This is a genomic window from uncultured Legionella sp., from assembly GCF_937871865.1.
Classification (GTDB): Bacteria; Pseudomonadota; Gammaproteobacteria; order Legionellales; family Legionellaceae; genus Legionella.
The window spans coordinates 24319-41341 of record NZ_CALMPD010000151.1 but is presented as its reverse complement, the minus strand read 5'-3'; the positions used below and the strand labels follow the sequence as shown (position 1 = coordinate 41341).

The following is a 17023-nucleotide window of genomic DNA, read 5'->3' as shown; positions in this document are numbered from 1 at the left end:
AGGGTAATGAGCATGTCGCTTAATAAAGTAAAAAATTCCCTAAAAAATTCGGCTACGTTTTTAAGTCATGGCTCTAGTGCGTTGATGGAAACGTTACGTGATGAATTAGGCATGAACGAAACACATACTCGAAAACAAATTGAGGGTTTGTTTGATGTATACAGTTTGGCTTCTTATCTTCCTGATGAGTTTTATGATGCACAAGAAGATATTTATCCTTATAAAGAAGCATCCCACATCATGTTTGAGTGTTCCTCCCTGATTGGTGCAAGTGAAGAGACAGTAACCATTCTTTCTAGTCTCTTAACGGATATTCTTCCTCCTGAAAGTTGTTTTCATGCTTTATTTTGGGCATCTCCGAAAATTGGTCCGATGATTGATGAGATGGAGCGGCAACGCAATCAAGGAAGTGAAGTATTAAATGCTTTAGCACATCGGCGTGCAGAGTTTTATCGCAAAGGGGTTTATCACTCGCTGACTAAAGAAAGTCATTTTATATTACGGGATTTTCGATTGTTTCTATGCATATCTATTCCAAGAAAATCGATTGAAGACGACCGTTTGGTTTTAGCGACATTACGTGAAGACATTCAAAACAATTTGAAATCAATTAATATTGCTTGTCAGGAACTTACCGTAGAGCAGGTGATTAGTTTAAAAAGAGAATGGCTTTTTCCAACAGACAGTCTTTATGAAGAGCCTACCCAATACGATCCCAATACAGAGCTACGTCATCAAATTTCTGATATTGAAGCGGCTATGCGAGTCAAAGCGCATCAAATTGATATCGAGCGTGAAGACAGCACGCAAGTAATTAAATGTTTATCTGTAAGACAATTTCCAAAAGCGCCAATGCAATGGCAGATGGGCGATCTTTTTGGAAAAATGTTTAATACGTCTTTGCAGATTGGTTGTCCTTTTCTTTTTAGTTTTGCGGTGCGTATCAAAGATAAAGATAAAGTAATCGCTGCTCTTGATGCAAAATATGCTGATGAAGGGCAAAATGCGAAGCAGCCGTTTATTGCGAAATGGGTTAAAAATTTTAATAAAAAATATGCTGAAATCGAAGAATTAAGAGAACGACTGAGCAGTGAAGATTCACTTGTCGATTCTTTCTATAATGTTCTTTTATATACTACCCCGAAAAATGCGCGTCGTGATGCACGACGAGCAAAAGACGTTTTTAAAAGCAATCAATTCGATTTACGTGCACCTTCGGGATTACAACTCCAAACACTCCTTGCCTCTATGCCATTTGCTCCAGCCGAAGGCATGTTTGATGATTACAAATCATTTGGTCGTATTCGTTCCCTAACAAGCTTCAATACTGTCAATATATTACCCATACAAGGCGAATGGAAAGGTTCTGGTCGATTCGCGCAAATATATCCGCAACGAAGAGGACAATTCACACCTATTTATTTCTTTGACAATGTGATCCGAAATTACAACGTGGTCATTATTGCCCCTCCTGGAAGAGGGAAATCATTTTTGATGAATGATTACATTCAAGGTCTTTTATCCCAGGGTGGCTATGTCTATATCATTGATGTAGGTGGATCTTATGCCAAAGTATGTGAGCTTCTTGACGGGCAAATGATTGATTTTACTCACGACAACCCCATTAGCCTCAATATGTTTTCAACCATTGATGCCAATGCAAAAAATGATACGGCATTTAAAGATGCGCACAATCAACTCATTCAGCTTGTGGGAATGATGGCCAGACCTTCAGGAAATATCTCTGATGAAGAGCGTAGTTATATTGAAAAAGCCATCGAAGTGATGTGGAGCGAATACAAGAACGCGACCACGATTACGTTAATTGCAGAGTTCTTAAAGCAGAATGAAGATCCTGTTTCTAAGAATATTGGACGATTATTGCATAGCTATACTAAGGATGGTCGGTATGGGCGTTATTTTGAGCCTCCGTGTTCGCTCGATTTTAGTAAGCATCTCGTTCTTTTGGAGTTGGCAGGATTAGATAAAGACAAAGAGTTACAAAAAATTGTCTCTAAACTGCTGATGTATCAAGTCAGTAATGCCATGTATTACAAACCTAAAGACATTCCTAAAAGCTGCTTAATGGATGAGGCTTATGATCATCTTGCTGATGATGGAAAAAATGGGAATGCCAATTTTGCGAATGAAGGATATCGTCGTGCGCCAAAGTATGGCGGTAATTTCATTACGATTGCTCATGGAATGGATGATTATGAAAACAATCCCACTGCAAAAATGTGCTATGACAATGCTCATTTCAAACTATTTCTGGGCGCATCAAAAAACACCATTAATGTGCTTAAAAAAAGTGGCCAATTAGATTCCTATGGTGAGCGATTAGTCCGCAGTCTAAAAATCACCAGTGAATACTCTGAATTTGTATTGATTTGTGAAGAAAATATTACGGTGCACCGTCTTATTGTGGAGCCGTTTTCTCGCATAGTAAATTCCACACGGGGAACAGAAGTTGAAGCAATAAAGAGACTGAGATCCCAAGGTATTCCTACGCATGAGGCTATTTCTCAGGTTGCTCAGGAGGTTTATGGTTATGAATAAAGTATTGAGCACGGTTTTGTCGGTGGTGATTCCTCTCCTGATTCTTCAGGAAATTCACTTCTGGTTGATGAAACCGAAACACATTGGAACGGTAGACATTGTAGCAATTACCACTGAATTTGTAAGAAATGAAGCCAAGAACAACCATTCCAAACAGGAAAAAGCAGCGGCAATTAAATCTTTTTCTCATCGTTTAGAGGCATCTTTAAATAAACTATCTCAGTCTGACTCACTGATTCTTTTGCCAAAAGAGGCAGTGATTAAAGGCGGCACGGATTACACGCAAACAGTAATTTCCATGATTCAAAAGGAGCCTGAGTCATGAAAATCATCTTAATCATGCTCTGCTGCATGTACTTTCCTTTTGCCTACGCTGAAGATTTAGGGGTTTTTGGTAAAACTTTTGTGATTTCTGAAATGGATTTTATGGAGTACATCCAACATAAGATGAAATTAATGCAGGAAAATGGAGAGTGGAACCGAGTACAAAATCAATTTAAAAAAACGGTAAAAAAACATATTAACCGTCCTCAACCGTTCAATCTGCCTAGGGCTACTTCTGATAAGACTTGGCTATTTAATCCGTCAGTAACGGTTCCTTATGATGTGACGGATGCGCAGGGTAATCTCATTATACCCAAAGGAACAACCGTTAATCCCTTAGAGCGTGTGGGTCTAAGTAGTACGCTGTTATTGTTTAATGGTGATGATAAAGAGCAAGTTGCATGGGTTATGCAGGAGCAAAAAAAGCACTCCAAGGTAAAACTTATTCTGATATCAGGCTCTATAAAGCACACAGTTGATCACATGAAACAAGCAGTTTACTTCGATCTTAATGGCTTTTTATGTACGAAATTTAAAATAACCCATGTTCCTGCACTCGTCTATCAGGTTGGAAATCGATTACAAATTCAAGAGGTGGCTTTATGAAAGCATGTGTTTTCGGTGTTGCCTTATTCATTTCGAGTATTGTATCTGCGGGTACGTGCCACGGTCGTTTTGTTAATCCCATTACGGATGTATGTTGGTCATGCCTTTTTCCTTTAAGTCTTGGTCAAAGTAACTTAGTGTCTTCAAATCGCCTTCCTGATACTAAAAACTCTAAATCTCCTGTTTGTAAATGTCCTGGGAATCCTATTCCTCGTATTGGAATTACTTTGGGCTATTGGGAGCCTGTTAACTTAGTTGATGTAACCCGAACGCCTTTTTGTTTAGTGAACTTAGGTGGGATTTCCTTAAATTTTGGTAAATATTACCGTAAGGGCACTGTCGAAACAGACAGTAATTTATCCAATCAGTCGTTTTACCATGTTCATTGGTACAAGTTTCCATTGATGTATTGGTTAAATGTCTTAACCGATGGCATTTGTGTGGAAAAAGGTGATTTTGATATTGCTTATCCTAGTGAATTGGATGCCATGTGGAATGATGATGAGTTGGGTTTCATTATCAATCCTGAAGCCGTTTTATTTGGTACTTTACCTGCTCAAGCGGCATGTGCTGTGGATGCGACAACTTCTCTTGTTGGCAGTCCGATTGATAAAGTGTTTTGGTGTGCGGGTGCACAAGGAAGCATGTACCCATTAACAGGACATGTACAAGAGCATGTCGGTGGGGTACAGGCTTCTGTTTTGTTATCTGAGCGTATGAACTTCAAAATGCATCGTCAGGGGCTTTTATCAGACTCAATCGCTGCTGATAATTTTTTGGATACTAAAATTTGCTCGTCACATTACAGCCCCATTCTTCCTAAATCACGATACCGCTATCAAATGGTTAATCCGTTACCCACTACGGGTTCTTGTTACCCTTTGGGGCGTGCTACTTCCTTGTGGGAGGCAGGACATGAGTACCCTTATAAAGGTGAGGATTTTGGTTATCTGATTTGGCGAAAACGTAACTGTTGCGCCTTTTAAATGAGGGATGAGTAATGAATAAAGTTTGGTTTGTTATCGCATTGAGCACCTTTCTTATGACGGGAATTCATTCTGCGTTTTGTCAGGAAAAGGAAAATTTCTCTCAGCTTGAACAACAGGTGCGTGATCGTGCTAATAAGTATGTGAATGATATTCAGCAAATGAATCAAGGTTTGGCTGCCTCCAGCCCATCACACGAAGTGACTCAGTATACCACTGAGTTAAGGCAGCGTTTTGAGCGCTCGGAGTCGATAAGTACGCATTTAAAAAAAGTAAGTCATGTAATCGTTTTTCTGTCTTTTTCCATGCCCGATAAAAGTCTTGAATCGTGGCTGCGGCAGTGCAAAATCAGTGGAGCAACCCCTGTAATTCGTGGCCTCATCAATAATTCGTTTAAGGAGACAATGAGTGTCATTAAGACATTGAGTGAAAAAGTAGGCATTGGGGTGCAGTTAGATCCGCTTTTGTTTCAAACTTTTGGCATCAAACAAGTTCCATCTGTGGTTTATGCCAAAGATATTCCAGAATGTCCTGCCAATATGGATTGTAAACCGATAGCCTTTGATGTGCTTTATGGGGATGTCTCATTGAATTATGCATTAGGTAAAATCAATGAAGCCCAGCGTTCCGATGACAGGCGTTTAACGCGGATGATAAATCGGTTGGAAGGAGTCTGGAAATGAGGTGTCTATTAGGACTCATTATGATGGCCTTGTGTGTTTGCGCTCATACACAAAGCGTACATCAATCCTATAAAGATGGGGAGCAATTTGCATCGGCTCATCAACAGCATTCAGTTGATATTTTAAAATCATTAAATGTACACGATATCCCAGGGTATCAAGCAACTGTACCCCAAGAAAATTATTATGGTGGAGTGACTCAAAAGAATACTCGTCTTGAATCCGATGCACAATCGGAGATGCGTACTAATAAAATGGGAAAAGAGGTTGTTGAAGGATTTAATCAGCGGCCATCTTATCGCATTAACTCAAATTCAGAATCCATGCAAAAGCTTCATCATATTGCGGAACAGGGTGATGCGATTATGCGTGGTCAAAATACTGGAACAACAACATGCACTTTAAAACCGCAACAGTGCCATTATACCTGGCAAGAAAAAACATGTTTAAGTACTAAAGAAACAGGCACATTACGGTGTGCAAAACACCTTCGTTTGGAGGTGATTCCCTATAAAACAGAGACCTACCGTTTATACCTACGGCATAAAAGAATGAGTCATCGACCGTACACAATATCGGTGAATTTGAACCAAATGGATACGTGTCAACAGGGAAAATCAACCTGTTATACCCTATATCAAGGCTCTCAAGTTGCTTCTCCTATAGTATTTCCTGAACAATGCGTTTCAGTAAAAATCAACATTACTGATAAAAAAGGACTGGTTTTACTTGAAAAAACTGTAAGTTGTAAGGATAAAACACTTTCTTTGAAGGTTGGAAAATGTGTATTGGGGCATTGCAGAGCGCCTTATACGCATACGGTTTCTATGACGGTGGAATCCTACCAAAGCAAGGAATACTGGGATAATCAATGCCAACATTTAGAACAAAAAACGAAAGAGGGTTTTTGCCATGCTACCCAACCATTAACGTGTGTTGAACCCAATAAAACCCGTGTAATTAATGACGTTCCGTTTACTCGCGCATGCTGGAAAGAAAGGGCGTCTTATATTTGTGGTGGGCAAGGAGAAAATACTTGCGACTTCACTCAGTTAGATAAGTGTGAGCAATCATCCTCAGTCTGTGTCAAAGAGAAAGAAGGGCGCTGCATGACGTTTAAGCAAACGTATCAATGCCCTATAAATCAATGCACTAATAACGAACTCATTTGTGGGCAGGATGCGTTTTGTTTAGAGGGTGATTGCAGCACCCATCATTATAATCCATCTGATGAAAATGAATTTAAAAAAGCCATGTCTGGATTATCTGCCGTAGCCGATGCTTCAAAAACCTTCGATGGAAACGCCAATTACCTCTTTAAAGGTCAAAAAATGGAATGTTCCGACTTAATGCTTGGGGTGGCAAACTGTTGCCGTGACGAAGGATGGGGGATTGATCTGAATCTGGCACATTGCAGTGATGAGGAAAAGAAATTAGGAAAGGATCGAGAAAATAAATTGGCAGTTCCCACCGGTAGATATTGCTACAAACGGAAAAAATTTCCAGGAGGTTCAATTTGTGTGGAGCATCATCAAACCTATTGTGTCTTCCAATCCAAATTAGCACGTATTGTTCAGGAACAAGGGCGTCGTGATCAATTAGGAATCGGCTTTGGCTACGCTCAATATTCTAATTGTTCTGGGATAACGCCGGAGCAAATGCAATTAATCCGGTTTGAACGGATCGATTTTTCTGAATTTTATCAGGATATTAAAGGAAAAATGAAGGAGCCTAATTACCAACAGACTGCAAATGGCATCGGGGAACGTCTTAAGGACTTTTATAGTCAAGGAGACATCAATGGTTAAAGGTTTTTTGATTTTGTTGATGGTGTTACTAAGTCCGGTTGTTTTTGCAAGCCATGCGTTTTTGAATGAGCATGAAGCAGGCTGGTACTGGCATAAAGATCCCAAAGAGCCGATTAAAAAAAGAATCAAGAAACAAGTACCTGTTTCTCCTTCTATTAATCGTGCTGCTGATCCTGATAAAACATGGAAATTGATTGGAAAACGGGTTCAGCAAGCTCGTGCCAAGGCCATTTTAAATCCAACACCTGAAAATATTGCTCATGCTAGACGAATGCAGCGTTTAGTGGTAGCACAAGCAAATCTGTTTTCTGAGAAATGGATGCTCGATTTGCTGTTAAATCCGGATCAAGATGAAAGTTTAGCTAATCCGAGCAATAGTGCTGCGCGTGATTTGTATAACAATCAAAGCAATCTCGAAAAGGAAAAAGCCATTGCATTAATTCGTCAAAGCTCTGGATTAATTTATTTTTATCAAGCAGGAGAACCATACAGTGAGCGTATGGCTCAGGTGATTCGTGATTTTTCGATGAGTTATCGTTTGCCGTTAACTCCGGTTGCTATAACACAAAATGTGTCACCAGTGTTTCCTAATTCACGTATGGATTCTGGCGAGGCTTCCCAAATGGGCGTGAAACACATTCCTGCTGTGTTTGCTCTAAATCCTATGTCACATCAACCAATGCCTATTGCCTACGGCTTAGTAAGCCATTCGGAACTAAAGGAACACATTTTACTGGCAATCAATACTTTTCAATTTGGAGATTATCATGCGCGCTAAATGGACATTATTGGTAGTGATGAGCTTTTTTTGTTTCTCATCCCATGCGTTGGCATATGAGAATTCGCTTCATGAATTGTCTCGGCAAAAGGGGTTTTTCTTTTTCTTTAGTTCAAGCTGTCCTCATTGTCAGCGATTTTCACCTGTTCTAAAACAATTGAGTCAACGTTATGGGTTTCATGTAGTCGCTGTGTCAACGGATGGAGGGTATTTACCTGATTTTCCTAATGCAGTATTGGATGAAGGCCAATCTAAATTATTTCAAGTGACGGTTTTTCCCTCCTTATTTTTAGTCGATCCCCAAAGTGAACAAGCTCATCTTGTGACCGAAGGAGCTATTGATGAGATGGAATTAACCAATAGGCTTATCAAAATAAGTCAATCCAATGGCGCACAGGTGGTGTTATGAAGGGATTTATCATTGTTTGGGTATTGGTCGGTGCTGCATTTTTGGGGAACGCTCATGCAGAAAACGCGATTGGTAATGATTTAATGAAGTATTTTAAGTCACTCAATATGGGGGTTAATGTGACGAATCCTCGTGCTTATCAATCACAAAAGGCTGGTTATTATACCGGTGGGAATTTATATGTTCGTAGTGGCGTCAAGAATTTACAAATCATGCGGTTTAATTGGCCTAAAGTTTCTTCTGGATGCGGTGGGATTGACATTACTATGGGTGGGTTTTCACATATTAAAGGCAAGGAGTTCGTGGATTTCACGAAAAATGTATTAAATAACTCCCAAGGTCTTGCATTTCAAATAGCTTTAGAGCAGGCAACACCCCTATTAGGAAATGTAGCGACAAAGTTACAAAATGTTGCTACCTGGATTAACCAAACAAACCAAAATTCCTGTGCTGTGGCAGAAAGTGCTGTTTTAGGATTGGCTCCACGTACTCGTATTGCACAACAGCATGCTTGCCAGGCAATTGGCCATGCTAAAAATATTTTTTCAGATTGGGCTGAAGCACGCCAGGGGTGTGGGAAAGGTTCCGGTAATTATGACTATGATCGCGTGATTGATGAGAATAAAGAAAATGATCAGATAATTGATAACACGAATTTAGTGTGGAATGCATTAAATAAAAACGGGTTATTCGCAAACGATCACGAACTTGCCCAATTGATGATGACTTTATCTGGAACGGTCATTGTTACCCGTGATAAAGATGGCGTTCATGTTCAACGACTTGCTTCCCTAGCCAGCAACAATAACCTCATTAGCGGTTTATTGCGTGGAGGAAATGTTTCGGTTTATCAGTGTGATGAAAAAGTTAAGTGCTTAAATCCAACCTTAGTTACAACCAGTATTGATGTGGATCATGGTTTGGCTTCTAAGGTTCGTGAGTTGATTTTAGACATGGCATTGAAGATTAAACACAATGAAGAACAGGAGCCTGAAGTAATAGGACTCATTGAATCCACACAATACCCCATCATGAAAATGGTGAGCGTACAGATGGCGCTTATCAAAGACAGTGCGGTTATGGATACCACACGATATTCAGAACCAATCGCCATAGATATTTTGTTTCGTTATTTGAGCGACAGTTTACATCTTGTGAAACAAGCATCTGGCGTGGTGCATTATCCAGAAGCCATGATGAAGGAATTTCAAGCAGACTTATCACAAGCTCGTCTTGAATTAACCCAGATGGAAAGTACTGCACATCAACGCATGAGCATGGCAATGCAAATGATTCAAGAAACTCAAACGATTGAGCAAATGTTAGTTGGTGAGTTTTCCTCAGATCTGACTCAGTCTTTGAGTTGGGCTAATCAAATAAGGTGATTGAAATGGCAGTTATGGATATTTACACCATTACCGGCGGTGAATTGTTAAAGCAGTTTTACACAGCAACCGCTGCGATGTTTCATTATGACGGAATTCTTGGAATTTTTAGAACAGCACTACTTATTGGTGGTGTTTGTACCGTGGTTCAATTTATTCTAAAACGCGACTTAAGGACGATGTTTTTTTTCGTTTTGAAATATGCGTTTGCAATCGCGTTTATCTTGACGCCTACGTGTACGGTACTCATTCATGACAGAACTGATCCACTTCGAGCGGATTTAACTGTAGATAATGTACCGCTTGTTCTCGGATTTGTTGGAGGGTTAAGCAGTAAATTAAGCGATAAAATCACCCAAATGTTTGAGTTTTTTTTCCATTCTCCTAACGACATGGATTACAGTCAAACAGGCATGATCATGGGAGCTAAACTCTTTTTATCTGCTTCTCATATAAAAATTACAGATCCGCTGTTTAATGCCAACATGCAAAAGTTTATGCAGCAATGTGTCTTTTATGATGTGATGTATGGCCGATATACTTTAAAAGATTTGAATCAAACCAGGGACATTTGGGAGTTGGTTAAAGCAAACTCTTCAGTGGCACGTGGTTTTATCTATGATGGTTCGTATAAGTCTTGCCATGAGGCGGCTGCACTTTTAGATAATGCATGGGAACATGTCATTGCGGATGCTAAATCAAAATATGCAGGATTTGCTTTTGGTAATCACACAGAGGCTTTAGCTAATTTTGAAAAATATTTACCTCAGTCCTTCAATCACTTAACCGCTATGTCTGCGGATGCAAGTGCGCTTATTCGCCAAAATATGATGGCCAATGCAATTCGAGACGGTGTTTTTTCTATGGGTGCTCGGGTGAATTCTAAAGCGGCTATAGAGAGTTTTTCAGCCAGTAGGGCATTTGAGAAAATTCCTGCCGCATTAAGTAATATTGGTTTAATGGCTGCCTATTGGCTGCCAATTATGCATAGTATTATCTTTTCTGTCGTTATTGGTTGTTTCATCTTCCTCATATTTTTTCTTCCCTTTCCTGCTGGAATCTCATTTTTGCAGTTTTATATGACTCTTTATATCTGGTTGGCATTATGGGCGCCGATGTTTACGGCGATTAATTACGTTATGACCTGCTTATCCCAGTTTTATTTATCGTTTGTTTCAAGTAATGCCACTACGATGTCCTATCAATCAGGAATTAACCAGGTTTATGAAAACATGGCAGCTTTAGGCGGTTATTTGATGATGGGAACAGTAGCCTTAAGTTATGCCTTAATTAATCGAAGAGTTGGTGGATTTGTTTCTTTGGCACAGCAATCTGGTGGAATTGTTCAAAATGCTGCTTCCTCTGCTGCTGAAGAGGGGCAAATGGGAAATTACAGTTATGGAAATACCAGTTTTTCAAATCAGAATAGTTTTAACAGTAATGCGTTTCATGCGGATCGAAATGCGCGGATCTCTTTAGGTGGGGTTGAAACCAGTCTTGATGGCGGATCAATAGCCCGCATTGCACGTGATGGAAGTGAATCTCTCACTATGGCAACAGCAACGTCTCATACCCCATTAAATATTCAGTTAGGTGAAAGTAATCGTTTAGCCTTTTCTCAATTAGCAGATAGTGCACAAACCGCAGGGTTCCAAAAGTCTGTTGCCTCTTCTGAACAGTACGCATCTTCTCTTCGAAGTTTGGCTGAACTGGGCGAAACCCAGGCGCATAGCGCCCAAAGTGGCCAAGGGTATCAAATTTCTAATTCTTCAGGATTTAATTCAGCGGCATCTAAAATTTCAAATCTGATTGATAATTTTGCACGAGATCATAATATTTCTCGTGACGAGGCGATTAAGGCACTATCTGCTACGAGCTTGAATATAGGAGGTAGTTTAGGTTTTGGATTAGGAAAGGGGCTAGGTATGCCAGGTCCTAAAGCGAATGTTGAAGCAGGAGGAAATCAGCGCTGGGAATGGGATAAATCTACTTCTCATCAAGATGCTCGTTTAATGAATGAAGCACGGCGATTTAGTGAAGAAAATCATTTTACAGATGTGGTCAATGAAGCACGCCAAGCGACCAAAGACGATCATTTTCGAACTTCCGATGAGCATAGTGGGCGACTTGCTAATAATTTTTCAGCAGGTTTTGATAAATCAATGCACTATCGTGATGAAGCAGTAGCCAATTTTTCTGAGTCAGAAACCTATCACCGACAAGCCTCGATGTCGAACGAACAAATCTCTTCAATAAACTTGGATGCACAAACAGGGTTTATTGATTGGTTATCGCACCACAAAGCGCCTAACAGTCAAGGAAGGATTGGATTGCAACAAGCAGAATGGATGATTCGTCACGAACCTGAATTAGCACAGTCTTATGCACGTGAATTCATTACAGAAAAAACAAGTCAAACAGTGAATCAATTTCAGAAGAGCCATGCAATAGGAACTCACCATGTAGAGCAAAAAAATGAGCAATTTAAACAACGTGTTCCTGGGCATAATCGAGTGGATCAGGCTTTGTCTGAGTATTCCAATACGTTTGAACAGAAAGCGCAAAACATTAATGCAGGACACGTATCTAACTCTGTAGCAAGACAAGTCAAAAAAGACAGTGATCGTGTTCATAAAGAGGTGCTGCAACAAGTTGATTCTATTGTGCAGCAAGGATCTCAGATCATGCAGGATGTTATTGTTGCTCAATCAAATAAGGATGTTAAATAATGGTTACCAAGAGCGTGTACCATAAGGATTTCCATACGTGTCTACACCACTACTTCCAGACATGGGTCGCCCTGAACTTGGATTTATACTCACGGATGAGCTATAGCTGTGTCCGTGATAAGCATGTGTCGTGTCATTGCCAGAGTGCATGTGATGATTGGAACCATCCCCTACAGAGTAGCCTTGAAATAATACAAAGCCTAAATCCCATAGAGCACTATTCCAGCCCAGGAGATAGCCCATTCCATATGAGGCAAGAGGGATACCGATCATTAGCAACCAATCACCGCATAGAAAGAACAAGTCGTTACCTTTGGGATAGATACCAAAAGCTAAAAAGGCAAAACTTACAACTAAAAGCGCAAGAAAACCAACCAAATGAGCGGTTCGTTGTACTTTTATTCGTAATGAAGGACGTAATTCGTTTACAGAATAAATTAACGTTCTTTTGTTGTTTGTGTTCTCCATTGGCAAGTCCTCCTTTTTTATTCATTTTAGCGCGATTTTGGGTTATTGGGTATGAGTTAGGAGGAAAAAATGGCAGTTAATCCCACTAAATTATTTATTCGTGGTGGACAAACCTTTTTACACAATGTGCGTATGTTCACTCAGGTTGGTAAAAAGGTTTCATTAGTTATGTTGCTTATCGCTGTAGTTCAGGTGGTGGTGGCGTTTTATATGAACACGACTGTTTATCAGCGTTATATAGGTAAGGAATGGGTAAAAGCACATGCACTTCTTCTCATTCAAAATCGTTCAAAACAAATTGTCCAGATGCCAACTGGCGAATCGTATCCTGTGTACTCGGAACAGATTATAAAAGCACCAATGGTACTTAGTTATGTGAACCAACTAAAAAAAGAACTATTCATCAGTATATTGGAAGCATTCATTTTTTCGCTTATTTCTTTGGTGCTTATAGTTCGTTGGCTTCAAAAGAAAGGAGAACGCCAGGGACAATCTAAAATAATCCGTGGTAGCGAGTTGGTGGCAGAACATGAATTAAAAAAGCGTATTAAGAAAACAGGTAAAACATCCCCTTATCGGATTGGCTCAGTCTATCTTCCTTTTGGTTCAGAAACACAGCACATACAAATTGTAGGAACTACCGGTAGTGGTAAAACGGTAGCAATTCGTGATTTGTTGATGACGATTCGTGAACGGGGTGAACGAGCCATTATCTATGATAAAGGTGGCACTTACTTATCACGATTTTTCCGAGAAGATCAGGATATTTTATTAAATCCTTTAGATGAGCGAGGACACTCTTGGAATGTCTGGGCAGAATGTGAGGATAAAGCGGATTTGGAAGCCTTGGCTGAAGCCATTATGCCGATGCCTATTAATAACACGATGGACCCTTTTTGGATTCATGCAGCACGAATGATTTTTGTTTCTACGGCGAACGAATTAAAAAATCATCCCAATCGTTCCAATTTAATGCTCTTGCAGTATTTACTCACCACAGATCTGGAAAAAATTCATCATTTATTGCGTCATACCGAGGCTGGTTCTTTGGTGTCAGAAAAAGTACAAAAAACTGCACTAAACGTTAAAACGGTGATGGCTACCTATTTAAAGTCCTTACTTTATTTAAAAGATGATGGCGATATTTTTTCTATTCGTAATTGGATTTTAAATGATCAGGGGAATTCCTGTTTATTTGTGAGTTCTGATGGGAGAAAACACCCAACCATAAGACCCTTGATTTCTGCATGGATTAACACGGCAACTAAAGAATTACTGAGTTTGCCACCAAATGATCATCGGCGTGTTTGGTTTATCTTGGATGAGCTTACCACCATGCATGCGTTACCCTTTTTAGGCTCAGTGAAATCAGAAAGCCGTAAATTTGGCGGGTGCTTTGTTCTTGGGCATCATGGAGCATCACAATTAAGAACGATTTATGGCAATGATGGTGCAACGTCTATTTCGGGCTTATGTTCTACACGGATGTATTTACGTCTACCTGAAGATGGTGATGCAGAACCTGCTTCGCGTAATTTGGGATCTTATGAAATTGAAGAAGCAAATGAGTCAGTAAGTTATGGAGCGAATACCATGCGTGATGGCGTGTCCGTATCACGACAAACGAAGGAAAAGCGATTAGTAATGCCAACAGAAATCCAGATTCTTGATGATTTGGATGGCTACTTGCGGGTAAAGGGAACCTTTCCAGCGGCAAAAATCAATTTAAAGTACGTACATTATCCACTGAAACATCCCGAATTCATTGCACGCAAAATAGATAGCGATCCGCTTCGTCAAGAAGTAGAGCAATTGGTTGAGACTTATGCCGACCCAATTCTTGCCTCTTCTCATGACACTGTGTTGGAAGAGGCTTCTCAAAATAATAATAAAGAAAAGAAAACTGAGCCTTTGAAGCAAAATGCTCGTGTTGAATTTGATTTAAATTAAGGAACATAGATGGCACTTTATTTGATTCACAAATATAAATTAGATAAGTCAGGTAAGCCTCCTGTACCTCAAGTATATTCTCAATTAACAGGACGGGAGCGAAGACTACTTGTTGATTTTTTTATTCTTGATAATTTTTTAACTCAAGAAGAAAAAAAAGAAGTTCTGCTTTTATGTCGCTCGATACATGAGCGCGATTTATGGCTTCAATGTGATTGTCTCCAGGGAGTAGTTCAGCCCGTTTTTCGCTTTAATAGAGCATCGAGTGGCACACTGTATATGCATCATATTACTTCGCGAGCGGAGCATGCTCAAGAATGTGTATTTAAAGAGAGGATTTGGGAGTCTCAAGAAAAGAAAGATGTCAGACCAATAATAAATATTAAAAAGTCTACACCATTAAACTTAGTATCTAAAAATACAACAGGCATCGTGTCAGTCAAAAAAGAAGATAAATCGCAGGATAATTCATCTTCTTCTCTATCACGCAGATCCAATTTATGCCAAGCCCTGTACAGATTGTTGGATGATGCGCGTGTTAACGTAATTAGCTCCACGAACAAAATAAGTCCCTATAAAGCGATTGAACAAGCCGCATTAGGTATTGAGCTTCAGCCTCAAAAAAAATTATTTGATTATCTTTTTATTAATGCCTCATCTTTTTATAAAGCAGCATATATGCTCAGGGGCGATCAAACTTATTGGCCAAAAGAAATTAGAAAACATGCTTTATTATTAGTTAAAGTAAAAGAAATTAATGAGAAGAGTCTGGACGTATTGTTGCCTGATGGCTCTACACAAAAAATACAAATAAGTAATCGCATTTATCGTTCATCTGGTCGCTTCAGCACACGTACAGCGCCTTTTATGGCATTGATCTTAATTACTGACTCAATAGATACCCCTAATTTTTATCAACCATTCAATGCATTTGTTGTTCCTTGTTACTCGGAGAAAACGTTTATTCCTGTAGATAGTTACTATGAGCGTGAAGTATTGAGGCGTTTGTTTGCCTTTCAGTTCGAGTGGACTCAGAAGGGGTATTCGTTGGAAATAATAAAGCCGTTGTTTGATATTCAAATTGAAACCAATGACTCTGAAATTGCAAGCGTTTTACCTGACTTTATTTTAAAAACTTCCAAACAACAACTCATTATTGAGGTCAATGGCTCTCATGAACCTGAATATCTTCAACGAAAGCAGCGAGTGCATCAACAAATGAGTCAATTAGGATGCGTGTTTTCCTTTGATGCTTATGGCATGGAAAAAGAAAATCGTTTTAATCAGGGGCTTACTCAATTTATTGCTCAAATTAAAGACCATTTACATTCAGATGTAATAAAAACCAAGGTTTTTGAATAAGGAATCTATAAGCAAGTACATGTAGGTATTGTCAAATAATTCTAGGAGAAGAAGATGATGATGGAAAAACCCTATCCAAGTGCATTGAAAGAGTTTTATTTATTAAAAGCACGATGCATCAATCAACGCAATGAATCGTTTTGGCTAGATTGGGATCTTTCTGAAGGTGCTGAAATGATAACAGATCCTGATGGAGATGTTACTGACTTTGAGAATATTGCTAAATATTATGCAGATTATCTTCATAACCAAGAAGGTTATGTTGTCTCTTATAAGGAGCAACTTAAAAAACAACCTGTACCTTTATGTTTTTCAACCGACTCTTTACGATATTTGGCCTCTAGTTTATTTGAATACGATGATGATGAGATTATAGGGGCTGCTCTATCACTTTATGAACAACATAAAGCCATTACTAACCCCATTACCGATTGTGAATATGTTCCTGAAGTTCAATTTTTGGAAATTAACGCAGTATTAGATGCATTAACGTTAATTGACGCATCACTGATTTCTTTGGTCAACAAAGGAAATCGTACTCAAAAATCAAGGGTTTGGAACGATAAAATTGTTTCAGCGCATCATGGGATTATACCTACAAACAATCCCAATGTTCAGTTGACCAAAATGACTATACAAGAGCGCAGAATATATGATCTTATCAGAAGAAGCTATATCACACAGTTTTTTAATGAGTACGAATACCTTGAAAAACATGCATTCTGCATGATTTACGATGAGCCTTTTGATGCAACTTGTTTTTGTCCGAAGGAAAAAGGGTGGAAAGAGGTTTTTTCTGATGATGAAGAAGAACAATCAAAGGATGGTGAATTGCCGAGGCTGTTTGATAACGAGCCAATACTGTGCGAAGAAGTCCGAATTGATAAACACTACAAAGTTCTTTGGTCTAATGAAAATGGTTAACAGTAGTGCAAAAAGATTCTTTAACAATTTGCTGCTAACCCCCTAGAGGATA

General features: G+C 39.3%; 14 protein-coding genes. 13 read left to right on the top strand and 1 reads right to left on the bottom strand.

The genetic code is table 11. The annotated features are described in order from the left end of the window. The first annotated feature begins 6 nt into the window (after positions 1–6). The 10 genes from traC to Q0495_RS08050 are packed head-to-tail and all read left to right on the top strand — an operon-like array spanning position 7 to position 12267. The gene (gene traC / locus Q0495_RS08095; RefSeq protein ID WP_298624839.1) at positions 7–2559 is read left to right on the top strand and encodes a type IV secretion system protein TraC; all 2553 of its coding nucleotides are present in this window, start codon (positions 7–9) and stop codon (positions 2557–2559) included. Then, positions 2552–2884 (top strand): TrbI F-type domain-containing protein, encoded by a 333-nt coding sequence (locus Q0495_RS08090; protein WP_298624838.1) that lies wholly within the window; start codon positions 2552–2554, stop codon positions 2882–2884. Before traC ends, Q0495_RS08090 begins: the two co-directional genes overlap by 8 nt. Next, positions 2881–3489, top strand: a complete 609-nt coding sequence (gene traW, locus Q0495_RS08085; RefSeq protein ID WP_298624837.1) for a type-F conjugative transfer system protein TraW — start codon at positions 2881–2883, stop codon at positions 3487–3489. Before Q0495_RS08090 ends, traW begins: the two co-directional genes overlap by 4 nt. Continuing rightward, the gene (gene traU / locus Q0495_RS08080; RefSeq protein ID WP_298624836.1) at positions 3486–4475 is read left to right on the top strand and encodes a conjugal transfer pilus assembly protein TraU; all 990 of its coding nucleotides are present in this window, start codon (positions 3486–3488) and stop codon (positions 4473–4475) included. Before traW ends, traU begins: the two co-directional genes overlap by 4 nt. A 14-nt stretch (positions 4476–4489) precedes the next feature. Then, positions 4490–5158, top strand: a complete 669-nt coding sequence (gene trbC, locus Q0495_RS08075) for a type-F conjugative transfer system pilin assembly protein TrbC (RefSeq protein ID WP_298624835.1) — start codon at positions 4490–4492, stop codon at positions 5156–5158. Continuing rightward, the gene (gene traN / locus Q0495_RS08070; protein ID WP_298624834.1) at positions 5155–6966 is read left to right on the top strand and encodes a type-F conjugative transfer system mating-pair stabilization protein TraN; all 1812 of its coding nucleotides are present in this window, start codon (positions 5155–5157) and stop codon (positions 6964–6966) included. The genes trbC and traN overlap by 4 nt, the downstream gene beginning before the upstream one ends. Next, positions 6959–7744, top strand: a complete 786-nt coding sequence (traF, locus tag Q0495_RS08065) for a type-F conjugative transfer system pilin assembly protein TraF (protein ID WP_298624833.1) — start codon at positions 6959–6961, stop codon at positions 7742–7744. The genes traN and traF (Q0495_RS08065) overlap by 8 nt, the downstream gene beginning before the upstream one ends. Further along, positions 7734–8153: a conjugal transfer protein TraF gene (traF, locus tag Q0495_RS08060; protein WP_298624832.1), complete on the top strand. Its 420-nt coding sequence runs from the start codon at positions 7734–7736 to the stop codon at positions 8151–8153. Before traF (Q0495_RS08065) ends, traF (Q0495_RS08060) begins: the two co-directional genes overlap by 11 nt. Continuing rightward, a complete protein-coding gene (locus Q0495_RS08055) occupies positions 8150–9538 on the top strand; it encodes a conjugal transfer protein TraH (protein WP_298624831.1) in 1389 nt (462 codons plus the stop codon). The genes traF (Q0495_RS08060) and Q0495_RS08055 overlap by 4 nt, the downstream gene beginning before the upstream one ends. A gap of 5 nt (positions 9539–9543) precedes the next feature. Continuing rightward, the gene (locus Q0495_RS08050; protein WP_298624830.1) at positions 9544–12267 is read left to right on the top strand and encodes a conjugal transfer protein TraG N-terminal domain-containing protein; all 2724 of its coding nucleotides are present in this window, start codon (positions 9544–9546) and stop codon (positions 12265–12267) included. Between the two features lie 3 nt (positions 12268–12270). On the opposite strand, the gene Q0495_RS08045 is transcribed toward Q0495_RS08050, so the two are convergent. Then, complete coding sequence (locus tag Q0495_RS08045; protein ID WP_298624829.1) at positions 12271–12735, bottom strand: hypothetical protein; 465 nt, start codon at positions 12733–12735, stop codon at positions 12271–12273. 69 nt (positions 12736–12804) lie between these two features. On the opposite strand from Q0495_RS08045, the gene traD reads away from it, so the two are divergent. From traD to Q0495_RS08030, 3 genes are read left to right on the top strand one after another with little or no spacing between them, the layout of a single operon-like run. Beyond that, positions 12805–14685, top strand: a complete 1881-nt coding sequence (traD, locus tag Q0495_RS08040; RefSeq protein ID WP_298624828.1) for a type IV conjugative transfer system coupling protein TraD — start codon at positions 12805–12807, stop codon at positions 14683–14685. 9 nt (positions 14686–14694) lie between these two features. Next, a complete protein-coding gene (locus tag Q0495_RS08035) occupies positions 14695–16047 on the top strand; it encodes a hypothetical protein (protein ID WP_298624827.1) in 1353 nt (450 codons plus the stop codon). A gap of 54 nt (positions 16048–16101) precedes the next feature. Beyond that, the gene (locus tag Q0495_RS08030) at positions 16102–16971 is read left to right on the top strand and encodes a DNA topoisomerase (protein WP_298624826.1); all 870 of its coding nucleotides are present in this window, start codon (positions 16102–16104) and stop codon (positions 16969–16971) included. Positions 16972–17023: the final 52 nt, after the last annotated feature.